Here is a 4,138-nt window from a genome sequence, read left to right as displayed (position 1 = left end):
CGCGTACCCTCGCCGACCCCACCCCGGCGCAGCTCGCCCCCCGCTACCGCTTCGCCGGCCAACTGGTCACCACCGGCCGGGGGTACGCCTACCCGACCGCCCGGGAGGCGGCGCTGAAGCTGATGGAGACCTCCTACCTGCCGGCGCTGGCCTTCTCCGGGGCCGACCTGCTGCACGGGCCGCTCGCCATGACCGACCCGGACGTCCCGGTGCTCGCCGTCGTCGGCTCCGGCCCCGGCGGGCGCGCCATGGGTGAGGTGCTGCCACGGCTCGGCGAGCGCCGCGCCGACGTGGTGGTGGTGGGCTCCGCCGCGGTGGCGGGGGCAACCAGGATGGCCGTCCCCGAGGTCGACGAGCGGTACGCCCCGCTGCTGGACATCCTGCCCCTGCAACGCCTGGCGCTGGCGTTGGCGCTGGCCCGGGGCGAGGACCCGGACGCACCCCGGGGGCTGAAGAAGGTCACCGCGACGAGGTGACCTCCGACGTGGCACGCTGTGGGGCGTGTCCACGCTGCGCGACCTCGCCGAGGAGCACACCCAGCTCCGCCCGGCCGACATCGACCACCTGCACCGCATCGCGGGCGACTGGCAACTGCTGTCCGACTTGTCCTTCGCCGACCTGCTGCTGTGGGTACCGGTCGACGGCGACGGCGCGTTCCTCTGCGTCGCCCAGGTCCGCCCGACGACCGCCCCCACCGCGTACCTCGACGACCAGGTGGGTCGGATCGTCGGCGGGCCGGAGGTGGCCCACCTGGAGGTGGCGTACCGGCAGGGCCGGATCTGGCGGGAGGGCGACCCGGTCTGGTACGGCGACGTGCCCGCCCGGCACGAGGCGATTCCGGTGCGGCTGCGCACCGCCGACGGAGAGGCCGGCGAGGTCGTCGCCGTGGTCGGCCGGGACACGAACCTCTCCACCGCCCGCACCCCCAGCCAGCTGGAGCTGAACTACCTCACCACCGCCGACGACCTGGCCCAGATGATCGCCGACGGCACCTTCCCGCCGCCCCGGCACCCGGGGGAGACCACCTCCGCGCCCCGGGTCGGCGACGGTCTGGTCCGGCTCGACGCCAACGGCAAGGTCACCTACGCCAGCCCGAACGCCCAGTCGGCGTACCGGCGACTGGGGTACGCCTCCCACCTGGTCGGGGAGGACCTGGCCAAGCTGCACCGCCGGCTCGCCGCCGATCCGCTGGAGGGCACCGACGCCGGCAACGCCGTGCTGGCCGCGCTGCGCGGCGAGGCCCCGCCCCGGCGGGAGATCGACGCCCGCGGCGCCACCATGCTGACCCGGGCGCTGCCGCTGATGCCGGCCGGAGTGCCGATCGGCGCGCTGGTGCTGGTCCGCGACATCACCGAGGTACGCCGCCGGGACCGGGCGCTGATCACCAAGGACGCCACCATCCGGGAGATCCACCACCGGGTGAAGAACAACCTCCAGACCGTCGCCGCGCTGCTGCGGCTCCAGGCCCGGCGGGTCGCCATGCCCGAGGCCCGGGTCGCGCTGGAGGAGTCGGTACGCCGGGTCGCCTCGATCGCCCTGGTGCACGAGACGCTCTCCATGTCCAGCGACGAGGCGGTCGAGTTCGACGGCATCGTCGACCGGGTGGCCAGCGCCGCCACCGAGGTCGCCGCGACCGAGGTGACCGTCGGGATGCGCCGCAGGGGCAGCTTCGGCGTGCTGCCCGCCGAGATCGCCACCTCCCTGGTCATGGTGCTCAACGAGCTGCTGCTCAACGCCGTCGAGCACGGCTTCCCGCCGGCCGGGGAGGACGGGGCGCCCACCGGGGCGGGCAGCGGGGTGAAACCGGAGGTGGTGGTGACCGCGCACCGGTTCCGCAAGCAGCTGCACGTCTCGGTGGCCGACAACGGGCGCGGCCTGCCCGCGCAGTTCGACGCCGAACGCGCCGGCCGGCTGGGGTTGCAGATCGTCCGGGCGCTGGTCACCGGCGAGCTGCGCGGCAGCATCGAGCTGCGCAACGGGGCCGAGGGCGGCACCGAGGCCGTCCTCGTCGTCCCGCTGGCCCGCCAGCCCGGCTGACCGGAACGCGGATCCTGGTACGACGGGTGCCGACCGGGAACTGCCGATGGTGTGGTCAGGCCCGCGCGGTGAGCAGCGCGACGGTGACGCCGGGGCGCTGCCAGGTGCGGCTGACGGTGAACCGCTCCCGTAGCGCGTCCCCCTTCACGCCGGGGAGCGCGGCCAGCGGGTCGGCACGCCGGCCCGCCACCACCAGCCAGACCCGCCCCACCCCGGCCAGGCACTCCGCCGGCCGGGCGCACTCGGTGACCCACAAATCCGCGCGTTGCCGCTGGTCGCGGATCACCAGCACGTCCCGGGGCCGGTCCGCCAGGTGGTACGCCACCCCGAGGTCGAGGAAGAGCCAGCCGTCCCGGGGCGCGTACACCACGGCATCCCCGGGCCGCTGTCCCGCCCCGATGATCCCGGCCGCGCCCCGGTAGTCGACGGTCGCGCTGCGCGGCCAGCCGTGGGTCTGCCGCAGCGTCGCCTGGTCGGGCAGCCCGAGCAGGCCGGCCAGCGCCACCACCGCGAGGGGCGGCGCGAGCGCCCGGCCGGTGCCGGTCGGCGCCCCGGCCAGCGCCGCCCCGGCGAGCACTCCCGCGAAGGGCACGGTGAAGAGCAGGTAGCGCGGCACCCACAGCGGTACGACCAGTGCGGCGGCGAAGACCAGCAGCACCGGCAGCAGCACGCCGAGCCCGGGCAGCAGCGCGCGCCGACCCACCTGCGCGGCCCCCAGCGCGGCGAGGCCGACCAGCAGCCCACCGACCACCCCGCTCTGGACGACGCCGCCGGGTAGCGCCGCCAGGTCGGCCAGCCGGGCCGGTTCGACCCAGTCGAGCTGCCGGGAGCGTTGCCCCCGGGTCCGCAGCACCAGCGGGGTGAGCACGACGAGCGCCACCAGCAGGGCGAGCGCCCAGCGCCCGGCGAGCCGGCCGCCCCGGGCAGCCCGTCCCGCCGGGCGGGGCGGTTCGGGCGCGGGCGCGCCGGCCGCGGGCGCGGTGAGCCCGGCGGCCGCCGGGCCGAGCCACCAGGACACCAGCACCACCACGGCGTGCGCGGCGAGCAGGGCGAGGGCGAGCAGGTGGCTCAGGCCGAGCCCCGCGACGGCGACGGCGTACGCGGCCCAGCGTCGCCACGTCGGGCGGTGCAGTGCGGTGACCAGCAGCAGGGTGGCCAGCACGGCGAAGAACATGGCCAGGGCGTACGGGCGGGCCTCGTGGGCGTACCGGGAGGTGCCGGGCAGCACCGTGAAGAGCAGGCCGGCGAGCAGGCCGGCCCGGGCGTCGAGGAGCCGGGCCGCGAGGACGGCGGTGAGCCCGGCCGCCGCTGCCATGGCCAACGCCGAGGGGAGCCGCAGCGCCGCCGGCGAGTCGCCACCGAGGCGTACCCAGCCGTGCATCAGCAGGTAGTACGGCCCGGCGGTGGCGTCCAGGGTGCCGGTGAGCCGTAGCAGGTCCGGTAACGGGCGGGTGGCCGCGCTCCAGGTGGCCAGCTCGTCCCGCCAGGGTGGGGCATGCCCGATGCCGATCAGCCCGACGGCCAGCGTGGTGAGCGTCGGCACCAGCCAGACCGGGGGCGGGGCGGACCGGAGCCAACCCGCCGGATGCCACTTCTCGGACATACCGCCCACGCTCCGAGCCTCCCACATCCGGTGCCGCGCCGTGGCCCGGCCGGCCGGCCGGATCGCGCCCGGTCCGGGCCGCCCGCGATGCCGCTGGCGCGAAGGTCGAGCGCGGTGGCGGCCCGGAGTTTCGCGCCGCCACCGAACTCGATCTTCAATCGAGGCGTGCCACCGGCCCGTGATGTGGGATGCGGCACGCGCTCGTTGGCTGCCCCACCCCCGGTGTGGCAGCATGATGGCCATGACCGCCGCTGTCGTCCGCCGCTTCGTGGCCCGCCGCCACGTCGACTACGGCCGCGTGCGCAGCGCGATCTGTCCGGCCCACTGACGACGCCCGACCCATCTGTCTCGGGCGCGTAGTCCGCGCCGGCCGTCCGACACCGTTGTCCTCGGCCCGTCCCACGGGCCGGCCGCCGCGCCCGCGCACCCCACCGAGGCACAGCAGACAACGGAGGACGCCGCGATGGCGGTCAGCAGCACTCCCGCCCGCCCCAGCAC

At 76.3% G+C, this 4,138-nt stretch carries 3 protein-coding genes; 2 read left to right on the top strand and 1 reads right to left on the bottom strand.

Annotated elements, in window-relative coordinates; genetic code table 11:
- Positions 1–476: SIS domain-containing protein (locus E1165_RS28115; protein WP_132394719.1), on the top strand; the 476-nt coding region annotated here is incomplete at its 5' end.
- Between the two features lie 25 nt (positions 477–501).
- Complete coding sequence (locus tag E1165_RS28110) at positions 502–2,037, top strand: sensor histidine kinase (RefSeq protein WP_132394718.1); 1,536 nt, start codon at positions 502–504, stop codon at positions 2,035–2,037.
- A 55-nt stretch (positions 2,038–2,092) separates the two neighbouring features.
- Here the strand turns inward: E1165_RS28110 and E1165_RS28105 are convergent, their stop codons facing one another.
- Complete coding sequence (locus E1165_RS28105; RefSeq protein ID WP_132394717.1) at positions 2,093–3,640, bottom strand: glycosyltransferase family 39 protein; 1,548 nt, start codon at positions 3,638–3,640, stop codon at positions 2,093–2,095.
- Between the last annotated feature and the right edge of the window lie 498 nt (positions 3,641–4,138).

The organism is Micromonospora sp. KC723, from assembly GCF_004348595.1.
In the GTDB taxonomy this organism is placed as follows: domain Bacteria; phylum Actinomycetota; class Actinomycetes; order Mycobacteriales; family Micromonosporaceae; genus Micromonospora.
Note: the sequence above shows the minus strand (reverse complement) of the source record. Positions and strands in the feature narration are given on the sequence as shown.

Bases quoted from the DNA above. Each gene is read 5' to 3' on its own strand.
- E1165_RS28105 (WP_132394717.1), bottom strand. From the start codon at position 3,640: ATGTCCGAGAAGTGGCATCCGGCGGGTTGGCTCCGGTCCGCCCCGCCC.